Origin of the sequence: Paracoccus saliphilus (assembly GCF_028553805.1) — a bacterium.
GTDB lineage: Bacteria > Pseudomonadota > Alphaproteobacteria > Rhodobacterales > Rhodobacteraceae > Paracoccus > Paracoccus saliphilus.
This window is the reverse complement of the sequence record NZ_CP067140.1, coordinates 3,855,667-3,873,850: the sequence shown is the minus strand read 5'-3', so window position 1 is coordinate 3,873,850 and position 18,184 is coordinate 3,855,667. Positions and strand designations below refer to the sequence as shown.

Below are 18,184 nucleotides of genomic sequence, written 5' to 3'. Positions count from 1 at the left end.
TTGCCTTTAGTGAGGGTATTTGGGATGGGTTATCAAGCGCGGAGTTTCGACGGGCAGGCTTATATCCATGGCGAGCGTGACATCGGGCGATCGCGCCGGAAATCTGTGGGCCGTGCAAGGCGAGGCGCGGTCGCAGCGGTATCGGGGTTGCTGGCGGAGGATCGGGTGGCCGCCGATTACGAGACGCGCGGTTACAATATGCTGGCAAGGCGATGGCGCGGCAAGGCGGGCGAGGTTGATCTCATCTGCCAGAGAGGTGGTTGCCTGATCTTTGTCGAGGTGAAATCCGCACCCACCCACGCGGAGGCTGGACAGCGCCTGTTCCGAAAGCAGATGGATCGCATCTGCATGGCGGCCTGTGAATTCTGCGGGGATCGTCCCGCCGGATTGTTGAGCGAGATGCGCTTTGACGCAGCGCTGGTCGATGCCATGGGCCGCATAGAGGTGATCGAGAACGCCTTCGGCGGTTAGCATGGGCCACTTGCATCCGTCCCGTTGCCGGGCGACAAGCGAGCGACGAATTTCAGGAGGGCGAGATGAGCCTTTACGTCGCATTGCAGATGGACCCGATTGAGGCTGTTGATATCAACGGCGACAGCACCTTCCGGATCGGATTGGAAGCCGAGGCGCGGGGGCATCGGCTCTTTCAGTACACGGTCGATCAACTCCGCTATGACGAGGGTCGCGTTCTCGCACGGGGCCGTCCGGTCACATTGCGGAGCAGCAAGGGTGACCATGTTACCTTCGGCGATTGGGCAGAGGTCGAACTGACGGAATTCGACGTGGTCTGGCTTCGGCAGGATCCTCCGTTCGACATGGGATATGTTACCTCGACCCATCTGCTGGACCGGGTGCATCCCGGGACATTGGTGGTCAATGATCCGTTCTGGGTGCGTAATTGTCCTGAAAAGCTGATGGTCCTGGATTTTCCGGAACTGACCCCGCCCACCATGATCGCACGCGATCTGGCGGATTTCCGGTATTTCCGCGAGCGTCACGGAGAGATTATCGTCAAACCGCTTTATGGAAACGGCGGGGCAGGGGTGTTCCACCTTCGTCCGGAGGACCCGAATCTTTCCGCCCTGCTCGAGACCTATGCCGGAATCAATCGGGAGCCGATGATCGCGCAGAAATACCTGTCGGCGGTTAAGCGCGGCGACAAGCGGATCATTCTTGTCGATGGCGAGCCCGTCGGGGCGATCAACCGTGTTCCGCAAGAGGGTGAGGCGCGGTCGAACATGCATGTTGGCGGGCGAGCCGAGAAGGTTGATCTGACGGATCGGGAACGCGAAATTTGTCAGCGGATCGGGCCGATGCTGCGCGAAAAGGGACTGATCTTTACCGGTATCGACGTCATTGACGGCTGGTTGACCGAGATAAATGTCACTTCGCCGACCGGGATCCAGGAACTGGAGCGTTTCGATGGAATCAACGCGGCGGGCTTGATCTGGGAAGCAATCGAGAGGCGGGTTTCCGGGAAATAGTATAATGGCAGCCTCAATCCCGACGCTGTCGCCGCCGTGAGGCTCCCCGATCAGTTCTGACAAGAAACCTCTCAGCCGCCCGCGATGAAGGGCAGGCGGTAGCTGATGGCTTCGGCCAGATGCGGCGCCCGGATACTCTCGGCACCATCGAGATCGGCGATCGTGCGGGCTGTACGCAGGATGCGATGATAGCCGCGAGCTGTCAGCCCGAGCCGTTCGGAGGCCTTGGCGATCAGGTCGCGCCCTTCGCTGTCGGGGCTGGCGATGTCGTCGAGGATCGCGCCGGAGGCCTCGGCATTCACGCGCAGGCTGGGATGATCACGGAAACGTCGTGTTTGAACCGCGCGAGCGGCGGCGATCCGGGCGGCTATCTCGACCGAGCTTTCGCCGTCGGTGGTCAGTTCGAGATCGTGGAAGCTGACAGCGGGGATTTCGAGACGCAGATCGAAGCGATCCATCAACGGGCCGGAAATCCTGCCCAGGTAGTCGGTGCCGCAATTCGGTGCGCGCGAGCAGGCCCGTGCTGCGTCCGCCAGGTATCCACAGCGGCAGGGATTGGCGGCGGCGATCAACAGAAAGCGGCAAGGGTAGCGGATATGGGCGTTTGCGCGGGCGACCGTGACTTCGCCTGTCTCGATGGGCTGGCGCAGGGTCTCCAGCACTTGCCGGGGGAATTCGGGGAACTCGTCCATGAACAGCACGCCGTTATGGGCGAGGCTGATCTCGCCGGGTTTGGCGCCGCGCCCGCCTCCGACGATCGCGGCCATCGAGGCGGTATGATGAGGTTCACGAAACGGGGCGAGGCGTGATATGCCCCCGTCCTTCAGTTGACCGGCCAAGGAGTGGATCATCGAGGTTTCCAGCGCCTCGCTTGGGGCAAGTGGCGGCATCAGGCCGGGCAAGCGGGCGGCCAGCATGGATTTTCCCGCTCCGGGCGGTCCGACCATCAACATATGATGTCGCCCGGCTGCGGCTATCTCGGCAGCGCGCTTGGCACGTTCCTGCCCCTTGATCTCCGACAGGCAGCCAGTGGTCGGAATATCGCCGATCGTGCCGGGAGCGGCGCGGGCCAACGGGCGTCGATCGGTCAGGTGATCGACCGCATCGCGCAGCGTGGCCGGGGCAAGGACCGGAACCGCTTCGACCCATGCCGCCTCGGCACCGCAGGGGCGGGGGCAGATCAGGGCACGGTCGTCTTCGGCAGCCGCCATGGCGGCTGGCAGGGCACCCGCGACTGAAACCAGACGGCCGTCCAGCGCCAGCTCCCCCAGGCAGACGCAGCGGGCCAGCTCGTCGGCCGGAACGATCTCGAGCGCGGCAAGAATCGCTAGGGCGATGGGCAGGTCGAAATGCGAGCCCTCTTTCGGCATGTCGGCGGGAGACAGGTTCACCGTCAGCCGCTTGCTGGGCATGGCGATGGATAGCGCACCAAAGGCGGCCTTGACGCGTTCGCGGGCTTCGCTGACGGCCTTGTTGGGCAGCCCCACGATGGCAAAGCCCGGCAGCCCGGCCGTGACCGAACATTGCACCTCGACCAGGCGCGCCTCGACCCCTTCGAAGGCGACCGAATAGGCGATTGCGACCATCTTGTTTCCTGCTGCATCCTTCGTGCAGGTGTAACGGCCCACGCTTAAGAAGGTGTTAATATCCGGCTTTCCTTGCGGGGGGGCGGTTGGGTCGCTATCTGTTTGGGCAGGATTTGGGGGCGACATGAACGGCAAGCGTATCCTTCTGATCATCGGCGGCGGTATCGCGGCCTACAAGCTCCCGCAGCTGATTCGGCTGATCCGTGCCGAGGGCATGGCGGTCACGCCCGTGCTGACGCGGGCGGGGTCCGAATTCACCACCGCAATGACCGTCTCGGTCCTAGCCGGAGAGGCCGCGCATGAGGGGCTGTTCGACATCAGGGCAGAAGCCGAGATCGGGCATATCCAACTTACCCGCGATGCCGATCTGGTGGTGGTCGCACCTGCAACGGCCGATCTGATGGCCAAGATGGCGCATGGACTGGCCGATGATCTGGCCTCGACTCTGCTTCTGGCGACCGACAAGCGGGTGCTGATCGCGCCGGCGATGAATGTGCGGATGTGGAATCACCCGGCCACGCAGCGCAATCTGACGACGCTGCGCGATGACGGAATCCTGACCGTAGGGCCGGACGAAGGCGACATGGCCTGCGGCGAATTCGGGCCGGGTCGGATGGCCGAACCCGAGGCGATCATGGCGGCGATCCGCGAGGCTTTGGACGCTCCGCTGAAGTTGCTACCGGAGGCGCAGGTGGTTCCGGGGCCGCTCTTGGGGCGGCATGTGGTCGTGACCTCGGGGCCGACGCATGAGCCGATCGATCCGGTGCGCTATATCGCCAACCGCTCTTCGGGTGCGCAGGGGACGGCAATCGCGGCGTCGCTGCGTGATCTGGGCGCGAAAGTCAGCTTTATCACTGGACCTGCGACCGTCCCGCCGCCCGATGGTGTCGATGTGATCCGGGTCGAGACGGCGCGGCAGATGCGCGATGCCGTCGAGGCGGCTTTGCCTGCCGATGCCGCCGTCATGGCGGCGGCGGTGGCCGATTGGCGCGTCATCAATGCTGTGGACCGGAAAATCAAGAAGGACGGCTCGGACAATCCTCCGGCGCTGGAGATGACGGAGAATCCCGATATCCTGTCCTGGGTCAGCGGGTTGGAGCAGGGCAGGCCTGCGCTGGTCGTGGGGTTCGCAGCGGAAACCCATGACGTGATCGAGAACGCTACTGCCAAGCGCGGGCGCAAGGGCTGCGACTGGATCGTCGCCAATGATGTCAGCCCCGAAACCGGGATCATGGGCGGGGACGAGAACGCGGTTACGCTGATTCGTCCGGATGGGGTAGAGGCATGGCCGCGCATGGGCAAGGATGCAGTTGCCCGGCGTCTGGCCGAGGCCATCGCGGGCGCGCTGGAATGAACCGGGCCTATCTTGATTGGAACGCGACCACGCCGCTGCGGCCCGAGGTCAGGGCGGCGATGACTGACGCGATGGACCTCACGGGCAACCCGTCCTCGGTCCATGCCGAGGGGCGGGCGGCCAAGATGGCGATAGAACAGGCGCGCGAACGCATCGCCGCCGCTCTCGGGGCCGAAGGGGCAGATATCGTCTTTACCTCCGGCGCGACCGAAGCGGCGGCGATGGTTTTGGCCGAGGCCGGGATGGCCTGCGCGCCGGTCGAACACGAGGCGGTCAAGGCATGGTGCGCGCCATCCCTGCCGGTTGATCGTGACGGCGTCGTGACGGTTGCCCATCCAGGCCGTTCTGCCTTGCAGCTTGCCAATAGCGAGACGGGCGTGATCCAGTCCCTGCCCGAGGGGCTGGCCGTCAGTGACCTGACCCAGGGGTTCGGAAAAATTCCCTTTGCCTTCAACTGGCTGAATGTGACGGCCGGCTTTGTCAGCGCGCATAAGCTGGGCGGCCCGAAGGGGATCGGGGCGCTGATCCTGAAGAAGGGTACCGATATCGAGGCGCGGATTCGCGGCGGCGGACAGGAACAGGGCCGCCGCGCGGGAACCGAGAACCTGATCGGCATCGCCGGATTTGCCGCCGCCGCAGAGGCAGCGCAGCGCGATCTGGAGGCCGGATTGTGGGACGAGGTCGCCGCCCGTCGCGACGCGCTGGAGGCACGATTGGCCGCTTTCGCGCCGGAAACGATTATTGTCGGAAATACCAACAAGCGCTTGCCGAACACGACATGCCTTCTTACATCGGGGTGGAAGGGTGAAACGCAGGTCATGCAGATGGATCTTGCGGGTTTTGCCGTGTCGGCAGGTTCGGCCTGCTCATCGGGCAAGATTCGGGCCAGCGGGACGCTTCAGGCAATGGGTTTTGACGACGCGCAGGCGCAGTCCGCGATCCGGATCTCGATAAGTCCAACTTTGGACGAGGATCAGATGAACCGATTTGCGGATGCGTGGGAATCCGCGTATTCACGCTGGCGCGACAGGAATGGTTAAGCTGCTGCTTGACCCGAGGAAGGACAAGAGATGACCGAGACCACCGATCTTGACGTTCGCGAAGGCGTAGACCGCGAAACGGTCGAGACTGTCCAGAACATGGGCAGCTACAAACACGGCTGGAATACCGAGATCGAGATGGAATATGCCCCCAAGGGGCTCAGCGAGGATATCGTCCGCCTGATCTCGAAGAAGAACGAAGAGCCCGAATGGATGACCGAGTGGCGTCTGGAAGCCTATCGCCGCTGGTTGACCATGAAGGAACCGGGATGGGCGATGCTGCACTATCCCAAGATCGATTATCAGGACCAGTACTACTATGCCCGTCCGAAGAGCATGGAAGAAAAGCCCAAATCGCTGGATGACATCGATCCCAAGCTGCTGGCCACCTATGAAAAGCTGGGTATCCCGCTGCAAGAGCAGATGATCCTGGCCGGGGTCGAGGGCGCGGCCGACACGCCGGCCGAAGGCCGCAAGGTCGCCGTCGATGCGGTTTTCGATTCGGTCAGCCTGGGCACGACCTTCAAGGACGAACTGGCGAAGGCCGGGGTGATCTTCTGTTCGATCTCCGAGGCGATCCGCGAACATCCCGAACTGGTGAAGAAATATCTCGGCACGGTGGTGCCGCAATCGGACAATTACTTCGCCACGCTGAACTCTGCGGTCTTTTCGGACGGTTCGTTCGTGTATGTCCCGCCCGGCGTGCGCTGCCCGATGGAGCTGAGCACCTATTTCCGCATCAATGCCGAAAACACCGGTCAGTTCGAACGGACGCTGATCATTGCCGACAAAGGGTCGCATGTCAGCTACCTGGAAGGCTGCACCGCGCCCAAGCGCGATACGCACCAGCTTCATGCCGCGGTTGTCGAGATCGTCGTGCTGGAAGATGCCGAGGTGAAGTATTCCACCGTCCAGAACTGGTTCCCCGGCGACGAGGAGGGCAAGGGCGGCGTCTACAACTTTGTCACCAAGCGTGCCGATTGCCGCGAGGCACGGGCCAAGGTGATGTGGACGCAGGTCGAGACCGGTTCCGCGATCACTTGGAAATACCCGTCCTGCATCCTGCGCGGCGACGAAAGCCAGGGCGAGTTCTATTCGATCGCCATCGCCAACAACTATCAGCAGGCCGACACCGGCACCAAGATGGTGCATCTGGGCAAGAATACCCGCTCGCGGATCGTCTCCAAGGGGATCTCGGCGGGGCAGGCGCAGAATACCTATCGCGGGTTGGTCAGTATGCATCCGCGTGCCTCGAACAGCCGAAACTATACGCAATGCGACAGCTTGCTGATCGGCGACAAATGCGGCGCGCATACAGTGCCCTATATCGAGGTCAAGAACACCAGTAGCCGGGTCGAGCACGAGGCGACGACCAGCAAGGTGGATGACGACCAGCTGTTCTATTGCCGCTCGCGCGGGATGGACGAGGAAGAGGCTGTTGCCCTGGTAGTAAACGGTTTCTGCCGCGAGGTTCTTCAGGCGTTGCCGATGGAATTCGCCATGGAGGCGCAAGCCCTAGTGGCAATTTCTCTGGAGGGCAGCGTCGGATGATCGTTACCACGACCAATACCGTCGAAGGCCACAAGATTACCGCCTATCACGGTATCACGACGGGCGAGACCATCATCGGTGCGAATGTGTTCCGCGATGTTTTCGCCGGCATCCGCGATATCGTTGGCGGCCGGTCGGGTGCTTATGAGACCGCGCTGGCCGAGGCGCGCCTGACTGCCCTTGCCGAGATGCAGGATTACGCGACGACCCTGGGCGCTAATGCCGTGGTCGGAGTCGATCTCGATTACGAGGTCATCAACAATATGCTGATGGTGTCGGCCTCCGGCACCGCCGTCACCATCGACTGAGGTAAGAAAATGCTGAAGATCAACAATCTGCATGTGAAACTGGAAGAAGAGGACAAGCAAATCCTCAAGGGCCTTTCGCTGGAGGTCCCCGCCGGTCAGGTCCATGCGATCATGGGGCCGAACGGGTCGGGCAAATCCACGCTCTCCTATGTGCTCTCGGGCCGCGATGGCTACGAGGTGACCGAGGGCGGGGCGACCATGGATGGCGAGGATCTGTTGGATATGGAACCGGAAGAGCGCGCCGCGGCGGGCCTGTTCCTTGCATTCCAATACCCGGTCGAGATCCCCGGCGTAGGCAACATGACCTTCCTGCGCACCGCGGTGAATGCGCAGCGCAAGGCGCGGGGGCAGGAAGAAATGTCCTCGGGCGAGTTTCTCAAGGTCATCCGCGCGCGCGCCGCCGATTTGAAGATCGACGCCGAGATGCTGAAGCGTCCGGTGAATGTCGGCTTCTCGGGCGGTGAAAAGAAACGCAACGAGATCCTGCAGATGGCCATGCTGGAGCCGCGCATGTGCATCATGGACGAGACCGACTCGGGTCTTGATGTCGATGCGATGCGGCTGGTGGCCGACGGCGTGAACGCCCTGCGCTCGCCTGACCGCAGTTTCCTGGTCATCACCCATTACCAGCGTCTGCTGAACCATATTCAGCCCGACGTGGTGCATATCATGTCGAATGGCCGGATCGTGAAGAGCGGCGGGCCGGATCTTGCGCTGCAGGTCGAGGATGAAGGCTATGGCGATCTGTTGGCGGAGGCCGGCTGATGACAGAGGCCGCCGTCAAGAACAAGGATGTGACTCCGCAGGTCAGCGGTGCGCCCAAATCCGTCGACGCCTTGCAAGCGCGTCTGGATGCGATGTCCCTGCCCAAGGGCGGGTTCACCGCCGGTGCCCGTGCCGACGCATTGGCGCGGCTGCGCGAGATGGGGCTGCCGGGGCCGCGTGACGAATACTGGCGCTACACCGATCCGCGCCCCTTCAACGCGCCGCTGCCAGAGCCCGTTGCAATCGAGACGGATCCTCCGGTGCATGCCGAAGGCATGTTCGCCGAAAACGATAGCCTGTCATTGGTTTTCGTCGATGGTGTCTTCGACCCCGATGCATCAGACGCGTTGGAACTGGCAGGGATCGAGATCGACAGCCTCGCGCAGGCAGACCAAAACGGCGAGCATTGGGCGTGCGATTACTATGGCGTTCTCGAGGCGTCGGGCCAGAAGCCAGTCTACCGTCCGTTTGCGGCCCTGAATACGGCTGCGGCGCGTGATGGCGTGCTGATCCGCGTGATCTCCAGTCCCGCCAAGCCAGTCCACATCATCCATCGCCGTGCGACCGAGGACGCCGATTCCATCTGGCACCACCTCGTGCGCCTCGAGGGAGGTGCCGAACTGACCTTGCTGGAAACCGGAATGACCGGTGCACGCTCCAATTCTGTGCTCGAGGTCGATATGGCCGCGTCCTCGCGGATGCATTACATCTCGACCAGCCGGGCCGGACCGGAAAAGCTGAGCACTGCGCATATCTTTGCCCGTGTCGAGGCCGAGGCGCAGTTCAAGGCGTTCTCGCTTGCGATGAACGGCACGCTGATGCGCCACGAGGCGGTCATAGATATCGTCGGCGACGATGCGGGCGCGCATATCGCGGCGGCCGTTCTGGGCGATGGGAATCGCGGCCCGTTCCACCATGATGACACGGTCTTCATCACGCATGCGGCGGAACGCTGCGAAAGCCGTCAGGTCTTCAAGAAGGTCCTGAAGAACGGCGCCGAGGGCGTGTTCCAGGGCAAGATCCTGGTCAAGCCCGGTGCGCAGAAAACCGATGGCTACCAGATCAGCCAGGCATTGCTTCTGGACGAGCGCAGCCAGTTCCTCGCCAAGCCCGAACTCGAGATCTATGCCGACGACGTGCAGTGCTCGCACGGTTCGACCACCGGTGCCATTGACGAGACCGCGCTGTTCTACCTGCGTTCGCGCGGGGTGCCGAAGGAGCGCGCCATCGTGTTCCTGATGCTGTCCTTCCTCGCCGATGCGCTGGAAGAGATCGAGGACGAGGTGCTGCGCGGACAAATCAACGATCGGCTGGAAGCTTGGCTGACCCGGCACGGCAACCAGTGACGCACCGCTCCGGTGCAGGGGGCGGCATGCTGCCGCGCATCCTGCAAAGCTGGTGGGCCCCGCGCCGGGTGGTGCGGGGGTTGTCCGCTATGCCCGAGCGGGTCAAGCTGGTGGTGCTGATGGCCGCGATGCTGATCTTTCTCATCGCGCAGACCCCGATGCATGCGCGGGCGGCAGCGCTGGATCCGTCGGTGCCTTTCGAGGCGCGCATGGGTGGCTCGCTTCTGGCGGTGATGTTCCTGATGCCGCTGATCGCCTATGCCGTCGCCGGGCTTCTGTCATTGCTTTCACGGGCGACGCCGTGGCGGTTGACGCAAGAGGATTCGCGGTTGGCGCTGTTCTGGGCCTTCCTGGCGGTGGCCCCCGCGGTGCTGCTGTCCGGGCTGGTCGCCGGGTTGATCGGGCCGGGCGCGGCACTGACCTTGACGCGAGCCCTGTCGGGGATCGGTTTTCTGATGATATGGGGTGCCGGTATCGCGGCGTTGGCGAGGCGAGCATGACTTTCGACGAATTCAAGACTCTGGTCGGTCTGACCTTCCGCAATCCCGAAGCCGCCGCCACGGCGCTGCTCGGGGCCGGTTGGCCGGTCTCTGCCCGCTGGATGGGGCTGATGCTGGCGGTGACGGTATCGGCCTTGCTGGCCTGGCTGTCCTCGCAATTGTTTCCCTTGCCGCAGGGCACGGCTGAGGGCAGCCCGATCCTGACCCTGACCTCGCAACCCATGGTGCTGGCCGGGATGCAACTGGTGGCGGTACTGTTGGCCGCCGGGTTGCTGGCCGGGGTGGGGCGGATGTTCGGCGGCCATGGCACATTCGAGGATGCCCTGCTGCTGACCGTCTGGATCGAGGTGGTGCTGCTTCTGGTGCAGGCGGTGCAGATCGCCGCCACGCTCATCCTGCCGGGAGTGGCGGGCATCCTGGGCATCCTTGCCATTGCCCTATTCTTCTGGCTGACCGTGCAATTCGCCAAGGCGCTGCATGGTTTCACCAGCGGCCCCAAGGTTTTCCTCGGCGTGATCGGCACCGCGTTCGCCGTGGGCTTCGTTCTTTCCCTCTTGGCCGCCGGTTTCGGCCTCATACCCGAGGTGCCGCAATGAACTATGATCTCGCGAAAATCCGCGCCGACTTCCCGATCCTGTCGCGGCAGGTGAATGGCAAGCCGCTGGTCTACCTGGACAATGGCGCCAGCGCGCAGAAACCCCGGCAGGTGATCGAGGCGATTACACGCGCCTATGAGGACGAATATGCCAATGTCCATCGCGGGCTGCATTTCCTGTCCAATCTCGCCACCGATAATTACGAGCGTGTCCGGGCTACCATCGCCCGCTTCCTGAACGCCCCGCGCGAGGACGAGGTGATCTTCACCTCGGGCGGGACCGAGGGGATCAATCTGGTCAGCTATGGCTGGGCCGCCCCGCGCCTGCAGCCGGGCGACGAGATCGTGCTTTCAGTGCTGGAACATCACGCCAATATCGTGCCCTGGCATTTTCTGCGCGAACGTCAGGGCGTGGTGCTGAAATGGGTCGAACCCGAAGCCGATGGCAGCCTGCCGCCCGCCAAGGTGTTGGAAGCCGTGGGGCCAAGGACCAGGCTGATCGCCGTCACCCATATGTCGAACGTGACCGGCACCATCGTCGATGTCTGCGCCATCGCGCGTGGGACTGATGTGCCGGTGCTGGTCGATGGTTCTCAGGCGGCGGTGCATATGCCGGTCGATCTGTCGGCGCTCGGCGTCGATTTCTACTGCATCACCGGGCACAAGCTTTACGGTCCCTCGGGCTCGGGCGCGATCTGGATCCGGGCGGATCGCCAAGCCGAGATGCGCCCCTTCATGGGCGGCGGCGACATGATCCGCACCGTTGCCCGCGACGAGGTGACCTATGCCGATCCGCCCCTGCGCTTCGAGGCGGGCACCCCCGGCATCGTCAACCAGATCGGGCTGGGCGCGGCGCTGGAATACATGATGGATATCGGCATGGAGAATATCGCCGCGCATGAGCGCGTGCTGCGCGACCATGCCCGCGCCCGGCTGCGCGAGTTGAACTGGCTGAGCGTGCAGGGCGACGCGCCGGACAAGGGGGCGATCTTCTCCATGACCATGGAGGGGGCACATGCACATGACCTCTCGACCATCCTCGACAAACGCGGCATCGCGGTGCGCGCGGGGACCCATTGCGCGATGCCGCTGATGGAGCATTATGGAATCACCGCCAGTGCCCGCGCCTCCTTCGGGATGTATAATTCCGTCGAGGAAGTGGACGCCCTGATCGAAGCTTTGACCTTTTGCCGCGAGCTTTTCGCCTGAATCTTGCAAATTTTCGGGTCGATGCCGAAGATTGCCCGATATTTCTTGCCGCCCACGGTAGAAATCTGCATCCGTGATACAAGTTGTTCAAGGAGGCAGGCATGGCCGAGATTCTGGTTCTGGGTGCGGGCATGGTCGGCGTCAGCACGGCGCTGGCGTTGCAGGCTCGTGGACATGATGTCACCATCGTCGATCGCAATGCGCCGGGGCGCGAGACCAGCTATGGCAATGCCGGGCTGATCCAGACCGAGGCGGTGGAACCCTATGCGATGCCGCTGGCCCCCGGCGCGCTGCTACAGATCGCCATGGGGCGCGGCTATGACGTGAAATGGAACATTCCCGGCCTGCTCGATCAGGCATGGGCGGTTCTGGCCTATGCGTGGAACTCTCTGCCCGCCGCGCATAAACGGGCCTCGAAGGTCTGGGGCAAGCTGATCCGGCAATCCACCGACCATCACGGCCCGCTGATCGAGGCGGCGGGGCTCGACAATATCATCCGCCGCAACGGCTATATCGAACTTCACCGTACGCCCGCCAAGCTGGACAAGGCCCGCGCCGCGGTCGAGCGTTTCAGGACGGAATTCGGTGTCGAAGGCACCATGCTGGACAGTGCGGAACTGCGTGCATTGGAACCCTCGATCAAGATCCCGGTCGAAGGCGCAACCCATTGGTCCGATAGCTGGAACTGCTCGGATCCCGGCGGGCTGGTCGCCGGCTACGCGGCGCTGTTCCAGAAGCGGGGCGGGCGGATTCTCAATGGCGATGCGGGCGATCTGCATCGCAAGGGCGCGGCATGGGTGGCGGACGAGGCCTCGGGCGAACATGCCGTCATCGCGCTCGGGCCTTGGTCGCCGATGATGCTGGCGCGCTACGGGCTGAAAGTGCCGATGGTCTTCAAGCGCGGCTATCATCGTCATTTCCACATGGACGCGCCGCCGCATCACCCGGTTGCCGATTTCGCCAATTCGGTCGTTCTGTCGCCTATGCGCCGGGGCTTGCGCATCGCCACCGCGGCCGAGCTGACCCGCAATCCGCGCCTGACCCCGCCTCAGTTGAAACATGGCGAAGAGGCCGCGCGCGAGTTGTTCGATATTGGCGCCCCGGTCGAGGCCGAGCCCTGGACCGGCCGCCGCCCCTGCATGCCCGACATGCTTCCGGTGGTGGGGGCCGTTCCCGATCAACCCGGCCTCTGGGCGCATTTCGGACATGGGCACCAGGGGTTCACCCTTGGCCCCGTCACGGCGGAGGTCCTCGCCGAAGAAATGGATGGCGGGCAGGGCTGGGCAGAACTGCAACCCGGCAGGCTGAAGCGGTAAGGCTGCGAGGCTGGCGTGGGGTTGCGCAATGACGCAGCCTGCGAGAACGCGTCAGGGTTCAGCCGGGCCCACCAATTTGCGTCCCGCGACGGCCGGGGGCTGCCTGCCCCCGGACCCCCGGAGGTATTTGGACAAAGAAGAAGGGGCAGTCATGAGTGCTGCCCCGTCCAGTATGTTTTTCGTACTGGATTTGGCGTGCTGGCAGCAGGTTCGGGCGTCCGGCGCTTCCGGGAAGCATTCCGGTTGCGTATTTCCGCCAGCGGCGTGCGCTGCCTGTGTACGCCCTGTGTACAGGCTGTGTACATCCGGTGCACGGGTTGTGCAGCCAGATTCCCAGCATTTGCTGGCCGCAACGCGCTCCTGTTGCGCATGGTGACCGATGCAACGTACGGTGGCGTTGCATCCGCTTGGCCTGCTGCCCTGTTCTGACAGCAACCCCGGTTGACTTTCCCGCCCGAAGTCACAGGTTGGAAGCATCCGTCCGGTTCGGAAGTACCATGGCCCATAACAACACCAACGCCCCCACGACACGCTTTCCCGAAGTCACCCGCCCCAAGCTCGAGGGCGGCAAGCGCTTTGTCATGCATAGCGAATTCCAGTCCGCAGGCGATCAACCTACCGCGATCACCGAACTGGCGCAGGGCGTGCGGGATGGCGAGCGCGACCAGGTGCTGCTGGGAGCGACGGGGACGGGTAAGACCTACACCATGGCCAAGGTGATCGAGGAGACTCAGCGCCCCGCGATCATCCTTGCCCCCAACAAGACCCTGGCTGCGCAATTATACGGGGAATTCAAGGGCTTCTTCCCGGAAAACGCGGTCGAATATTTCGTCAGCTATTACGACTACTACCAGCCCGAAGCCTATGTCGCGCGCTCGGATACCTATATAGAGAAGGAAAGCCAGATCAACGAGGCCATCGACCGGATGCGCCACTCGGCCACCCGCGCATTGCTGGAGCGCGACGATGTGATCATCGTGGCCTCGGTCTCCTGCATCTATGGCATCGGCTCGGTCGAGACCTATTCGGCGATGACGCAGGACATGGTCGTCGGCGACAGCTATGACCAGCGAGAATTTCTCGGGCAATTGGTGGCGCAGCAATATCGCCGCCTCGACGGCTCGTTCCAGCGTGGCGGCTTTCGAGTGCGCGGCGATCTGGTCGAGGTTTGGCCCGCCCACCTCGAAGACCGGGCATGGCGTTTCGATTTCTTCGGCAACGAGCTGGAGGCTATCACCGAGTTCGATCCGCTAACCGGTTCAAAGACAGACAATTTCCGCCAAATCCGCATCTATGCGAACAGCCATTACGTCACCCCGCGCCCGACCATACAGCAGGCCATCAAGGGTATCCGAACCGAGTTGCAGCACCGCCTGAAACAGTTCCAGGACGAGGGCAAGCTGCTGGAAGCGCAGCGGCTTGAGCAGCGGACGAATTTCGATCTGGAAATGCTCGAAGCGACAGGCGTCTGCAATGGCATCGAGAATTATTCCCGTTATCTGACCGGGCGCGCGACGGGCGAGCCTCCGCCGACGCTATTCGAGTTCATCCCCGACAATGCCATTGTTTTCGCAGACGAATCCCATGTTTCGGTGCCGCAGATCGGCGGCATGTATCGTGGCGACTTCCGGCGCAAATCGGTGCTGGCCGAACATGGTTTCCGGCTGCCGTCCTGCATGGATAACCGGCCGTTGAAATTCGAGGAATGGGACGCGATGCGGCCGCAATCGGTCTTTGTCAGTGCCACGCCGCAAAGATGGGAGATGGACCAGACCGGCGGTGTCTTCACCGAACAGATCATCCGCCCGACCGGGCTTTTGGACCCGCAGATCGAGATCAGACCGGTCGAGATGCAGGTAGACGATCTTTTGGACGAAGTGCGCAAGGTCACTGCCAAGGGCTATCGCACGCTCTGCACGACGCTGACCAAGCGCATGGCCGAGGACCTGACCGAGTATCTGCACGAGCAGGGGATCAAGGTCCGCTACATGCACAGCGACATCGACACGATAGAGCGCATTGAAATTCTTCGGGATTTGCGCCTTGGCGCATTTGATGTGCTGATCGGGATCAACCTTCTGCGCGAGGGGTTGGATATTCCCGAATGTGGTCTTGTGGCCATTCTGGATGCCGACAAGGAAGGCTTCCTGCGCTCCGAGACCTCGCTGATCCAGACCACCGGGCGTGCGGCGCGGAATGCCGATGGCCGGGTAATCATGTATGCTGACCGCATTACCGGCAGCATGGAGCGAGCGATTGCCGAAACCGAGCGACGCCGTGTCAAGCAGATGGCCTATAACAAAGAGCACGGCATCACCCCGCAGACGGTTCGCAAGAATGTCGAGGATGTGCTGGCGGGTCTCTGGCAGGGCGATACCGATCAGTCGAGGATCACCACTCAGGTCGACAAGCCGCTCGTGGGTGCCAATCTTGCCGCCCATCTGGACGCGCTGAGAACCGAGATGCGCAAGGCAGCCGAGAACCTGGAATTCGAGGAGGCCGCCCGGTTGCGTGACGAGGTCAAACGCCTGGAAGCGGTCGATCTGGCGGTGGCCGATGATCCGCTGGCGCGTCAATCTGCCGTCGAGGCTGCTGCTGAGGCGGCGGTCAATGCCTCGGGCCGCTCGACGGCGGGCAGGGCCGGGCAACGGGGCGGAAACAAGCGGCGAAAACGTAAGTAACTTGCTGATAAACCGTGCTTATCGTTTCTTGCAACCGTTTGGCTTCACTCAACCGCAGCTGACCCGTCCGATCCAGCCCTTGGGATCGACGAATATGTTCAGCCGTGCCGGGTTGTAATCCTGCGTGACCATATCACCCGGGCTGATGACGCGCTGCGGCAGCTCACTCGGCAAACTTACCTCGCCGATATTCTTGCCAACCAGTGTCTGATGCGCTTGCGGGTCGCAAACGGGTTTCGACACGGTTTCACTAGGCTCGCAGGCGGCGAGCACGGATGCAGCGGCGATCAGCGGAATCATGCGGCATGTCATCTTCAGACCCTCCTGTCTCGGGAGGGAACTCTGGTTCAGGCCATTGTGTTCCCACGCCGGGTGTTAAGGTTGGTATTTCTGGGGCTTGATCCGGCTGCCGCTATTGGCGATAACTCGGGCGGTTCAAACCGAAGGAAGCCCGCCATGCGAATCCGCATCTATCAGCCTGCCCGCAACGCCATGCAATCCGGCACTGCGCGCTCGAAGGGATGGGTGCTGGAATTTCCGCCGGCCGACCCGCGCGAGATCGACCCGCTCATGGGCTGGACAAGCAGCGATGATACGCAAAGTCAGGTGCACCTGCGCTTTGATACCCGCAAGCAGGCAGAGGATTACGCCAAGGAACGCGGGCTCGATTATATCGTGCAGGAACCCCACAAGCGCGCCGTGAATGTGCGTCCTCGCGGCTACGGAGAGAATTTCGCCACTGACCGCCGTGTACCCTGGACGCATTAGGGGTTTGTGAATCGGGGTAAAGTTACCGCCGACTGGGGCAAGGTTTGTCCAGCCCTTGGCTCCAATCAAGATATGATGTCATCTGAGAATTTCATCATTATGTAGGATTGCTGTAGGAAGGCATTTGCACCAGCAGAGTGCGTCATCCTGCTCCCGCGAAGACGACCCTGCACCCGGCAAACGTTCAGATGGTATGTGCAAAGTTTTCCGAGCCGATATTTCAAGCATCCTCGCCCCCGATCTCCGGTCAGGGCGCGAAACCCACGAATAAAATGCTTGCAAAACTCGCTGCGATTAGACGACGTCATCAGCAGGGCCCGGACCGAGGCAAAATACGTATCCGTCGTTGTTTTCGAGGTGATAATCGTCTTGATCGTGCCTGTAATGTCTCGGTGAAAAACCGCGCGGACATCGCTGACAATCCAAACCATGCCATTCGGCGATTTTTCATACGCGTGTCAGCTACTCGGATCTTGCGTGTCTAGATCAAATCGATTGGGAAGGCGCAGCCCCTTATCCATGTGATGTTCCACGGCCCGCACGGAAATCCCGTCCCTATAGAACCACGGATCGAGCGTGTCCTGTTGCCAGGTCTCAAGCTCTTCACGAAATCCAGCGAGCAATGCTGCGTAATCCGGATCATCGGCCAGATTGTGGACCTCTGCGGGATCGTCGGTGAGGTCGTAGAGTTCCTCCGGCGGGCGATGCACATAGTTCCTCAGGCTACGCTCTCCGATCATGACAATATCTAATCAAAAAATATAAGTTATACTCAGTTATTCAGATCGACGACACTTCCTTGCTCGACGAAATGCACAGGGAGGTAGTGGATTTGTGGTGACGGCCCCTCGCCACACATACGGGACCAGACAACCTCTTCGAATAGATTGGGCAAACCCTCCGAGGCACAGAGCCGCTTGTATTCCCGCCGGGCCATGGCGATCTGCCGTGCGGGATGGCCCGAAGTGAAATACGCGATCTTCTCATGTCCCGCGTTGCGCAATCGTCGGAATGCCTGGGCGAGCGGTTCGCGCCAGTTCGTTCCGATTGCATCTACTCCGATACCCGTGGCAGAAATTCCGTCAAGCACTATAGAATCGGCATGAGTGCTCAGCGCTGCCAGAAAGCTGATCGGAAGCGGTTCGAAATGTAGCTGTATGAGGCAACATCTGAACCGACCCATGCGGCTCATAACAGCCTGTGCTTGTTCTTCCGAGGAATAGCCGAGCTTCAGGATCGACGCCCCGTGCCTTCAAACGCTGCTCGAGTTCATGAAGAAGCGTGTTGGCGAGGCGGCTATCCGAAAGTCGATAAAGGATAAGCAGATCCGCGTCATGTTTGCCTTGTCGCCCGGCAGGCTCGGCTATGGTTAAGCCCGCACCACGGCGTGACATCAGTCGGCCAGCGGCAACATGCGGTTTCAGCACGCGTTCCACGACCCGCTGCGCGATCCCAAACCGCTTCATCAAATCGCGCATCGTTGGCAGCCGATCACCAGTGCTGCCGTTCTCCAGGCATCCGGTTAACCAAGCGGCCATAGCGGCCTCACCACGCGATCGCTTCATCCATTTACCTTTTCAGTGCCAAGCCTGAGTGTGTCCCGAGAGGCATCCAATGGCAATCCGGACGCACATGGTGATCTGAGTTCCGCGGCACTGACGCCATCTCTCGGCATTTATGT

The 18,184-nt window shown here is 62.1% G+C and carries 18 protein-coding genes; 14 read left to right on the top strand and 4 right to left on the bottom strand.

The genetic code is table 11. The annotated features are described in order from the left end of the window. Positions 1-24: 24 nt before the first annotated feature. Together JHX88_RS18565 and gshB are read left to right on the top strand one after the other, a co-directional pair. A complete protein-coding gene (locus tag JHX88_RS18565) occupies positions 25-471 on the top strand; it encodes a YraN family protein (protein ID WP_084203292.1) in 447 nt (148 codons plus the stop codon). A gap of 65 nt (positions 472-536) precedes the next feature. Further along, a complete protein-coding gene (gshB, locus tag JHX88_RS18560) occupies positions 537-1,484 on the top strand; it encodes a glutathione synthase (RefSeq protein ID WP_076528206.1) in 948 nt (315 codons plus the stop codon). Between the two features lie 71 nt (positions 1,485-1,555). Here gshB and JHX88_RS18555 read toward each other — a convergent pair whose 3' ends face one another. Then, positions 1,556-3,070, bottom strand: a complete 1,515-nt coding sequence (locus JHX88_RS18555) for a YifB family Mg chelatase-like AAA ATPase (RefSeq protein WP_076528208.1) — start codon at positions 3,068-3,070, stop codon at positions 1,556-1,558. Between the two features lie 124 nt (positions 3,071-3,194). Between JHX88_RS18555 and coaBC the strand changes: the two genes are divergently transcribed. The 11 genes from coaBC (at position 3,195) to uvrB (ending at position 15,735) form a co-directional block, all read left to right on the top strand. Continuing rightward, on the top strand, positions 3,195-4,424 hold the full coding sequence (coaBC, locus tag JHX88_RS18550; protein ID WP_076528210.1) for a bifunctional phosphopantothenoylcysteine decarboxylase/phosphopantothenate--cysteine ligase CoaBC: 1,230 nt from the start codon (positions 3,195-3,197) through the stop codon (positions 4,422-4,424). Further along, the gene (locus JHX88_RS18545) at positions 4,421-5,464 is read left to right on the top strand and encodes a cysteine desulfurase family protein (RefSeq protein ID WP_076528212.1); all 1,044 of its coding nucleotides are present in this window, start codon (positions 4,421-4,423) and stop codon (positions 5,462-5,464) included. The genes coaBC and JHX88_RS18545 overlap by 4 nt, the downstream gene beginning before the upstream one ends. Positions 5,465-5,494: 30 nt before the next feature. After that, the gene (gene sufB, locus JHX88_RS18540) at positions 5,495-7,015 is read left to right on the top strand and encodes a Fe-S cluster assembly protein SufB (protein WP_076528214.1); all 1,521 of its coding nucleotides are present in this window, start codon (positions 5,495-5,497) and stop codon (positions 7,013-7,015) included. Beyond that, entirely contained in the window at positions 7,012-7,323 is a 312-nt protein-coding gene (locus JHX88_RS18535; RefSeq protein WP_076528215.1) for a heavy metal-binding domain-containing protein, read from the top strand. Before sufB ends, JHX88_RS18535 begins: the two co-directional genes overlap by 4 nt. 9 nt (positions 7,324-7,332) lie before the next feature. Next, the gene (gene sufC, locus JHX88_RS18530) at positions 7,333-8,088 is read left to right on the top strand and encodes a Fe-S cluster assembly ATPase SufC (RefSeq protein WP_076528217.1); all 756 of its coding nucleotides are present in this window, start codon (positions 7,333-7,335) and stop codon (positions 8,086-8,088) included. Further along, complete coding sequence (locus JHX88_RS18525) at positions 8,088-9,434, top strand: SufB/SufD family protein (protein ID WP_084203293.1); 1,347 nt, start codon at positions 8,088-8,090, stop codon at positions 9,432-9,434. Before sufC ends, JHX88_RS18525 begins: the two co-directional genes overlap by 1 nt. Before the next feature lie 26 nt (positions 9,435-9,460). Further along, a complete protein-coding gene (locus tag JHX88_RS18520; protein WP_076528219.1) occupies positions 9,461-9,934 on the top strand; it encodes a hypothetical protein in 474 nt (157 codons plus the stop codon). Further along, positions 9,931-10,530, top strand: a complete 600-nt coding sequence (locus JHX88_RS18515) for a YIP1 family protein (RefSeq protein ID WP_076528222.1) — start codon at positions 9,931-9,933, stop codon at positions 10,528-10,530. The genes JHX88_RS18520 and JHX88_RS18515 overlap by 4 nt, the downstream gene beginning before the upstream one ends. After that, entirely contained in the window at positions 10,527-11,738 is a 1,212-nt protein-coding gene (locus tag JHX88_RS18510) for a cysteine desulfurase (RefSeq protein WP_076528225.1), read from the top strand. The genes JHX88_RS18515 and JHX88_RS18510 overlap by 4 nt, the downstream gene beginning before the upstream one ends. A 101-nt stretch (positions 11,739-11,839) precedes the next feature. Next, complete coding sequence (locus JHX88_RS18505; protein ID WP_076528227.1) at positions 11,840-13,054, top strand: NAD(P)/FAD-dependent oxidoreductase; 1,215 nt, start codon at positions 11,840-11,842, stop codon at positions 13,052-13,054. A gap of 497 nt (positions 13,055-13,551) precedes the next feature. Beyond that, entirely contained in the window at positions 13,552-15,735 is a 2,184-nt protein-coding gene (uvrB, locus tag JHX88_RS18500; protein WP_076528229.1) for an excinuclease ABC subunit UvrB, read from the top strand. Between the two features lie 48 nt (positions 15,736-15,783). On the opposite strand, the gene JHX88_RS18495 is transcribed toward uvrB, so the two are convergent. After that, positions 15,784-16,047: an I78 family peptidase inhibitor gene (locus JHX88_RS18495; RefSeq protein WP_076528231.1), complete on the bottom strand. Its 264-nt coding sequence runs from the start codon at positions 16,045-16,047 to the stop codon at positions 15,784-15,786. 144 nt (positions 16,048-16,191) lie between these two features. Here JHX88_RS18495 and JHX88_RS18490 point away from each other — a divergent pair, with 144 nt between their 5' ends. Beyond that, the gene (locus JHX88_RS18490) at positions 16,192-16,503 is read left to right on the top strand and encodes an ETC complex I subunit (protein WP_076528233.1); all 312 of its coding nucleotides are present in this window, start codon (positions 16,192-16,194) and stop codon (positions 16,501-16,503) included. Between the two features lie 458 nt (positions 16,504-16,961). Here JHX88_RS18490 and JHX88_RS18485 read toward each other — a convergent pair whose 3' ends face one another. Further along, positions 16,962-17,243, bottom strand: coding sequence for a sulfatase/phosphatase domain-containing protein (locus tag JHX88_RS18485; RefSeq protein ID WP_076528237.1), 282 nt, complete (start codon positions 17,241-17,243; stop codon positions 16,962-16,964). A gap of 32 nt (positions 17,244-17,275) precedes the next feature. Next, entirely contained in the window at positions 17,276-17,593 is a 318-nt protein-coding gene (locus JHX88_RS18480) for a hypothetical protein (RefSeq protein WP_141225924.1), read from the bottom strand. Between the last annotated feature and the right edge of the window lie 591 nt (positions 17,594-18,184).